Consider the following 505-nt stretch of genomic DNA (forward strand, 5'->3'; position numbering starts at 1 on the left):
ATCAAGTTGATAAATCCGAAACTCAGGGGATGGGCGAATTACTATCGCCACTGTGTTGCTAAGCAGATATTCGGGTATGTCGGCCACAATCTATTCCAAGCATTATGGCACTGGGCAGTTAGACGTCATCCAACCAAGTCCAAGGACTGGGTTGTTCATAAATACTTCCTTAACCGTAAAGGCCAATGGCAATTTCACGGTTGGCAGAAAGTCATGAACATGGATTGCCTGTTTAACCTATTCCAAATAGCAAAAGTGCCCATCGAGCGACATGTAAAAATCAAGAGTGCCGCTACGCCCTTTGATCCTCAATACCAAGAATACTTGGCAAAGAGAAAATCAAAGAAGCAATGCCGCAACTCTTGGCATGAACCTGCTCTCGCTGCTTTGTAAGTTGCTGGGTGCCAATCGGTGCCTTAGTGGAGGCTTGAGCCGTATGCAGTGAAAGTTGCACGTACGGTTCTTAGAGGGACGGCACTTGGTAACAAGTGTCGTCTACTCGACA

1 protein-coding gene is annotated in these 505 nt (G+C 46.5%); it reads left to right on the forward strand.

The window, feature by feature from the left end:
- Nucleotides 1-393, forward strand: a 393-nt coding sequence (locus C9J40_RS21910; RefSeq protein ID WP_304590054.1) for a group II intron maturase-specific domain-containing protein, incomplete at its 5' end; no start/stop codon positions are given.
- Between the last annotated feature and the right edge of the window lie 112 nt (nt 394-505).

Source organism: Photobacterium sp. GB-72, assembly GCF_003026095.1.
In the GTDB taxonomy this organism is placed as follows: domain Bacteria; phylum Pseudomonadota; class Gammaproteobacteria; order Enterobacterales; family Vibrionaceae; genus Photobacterium.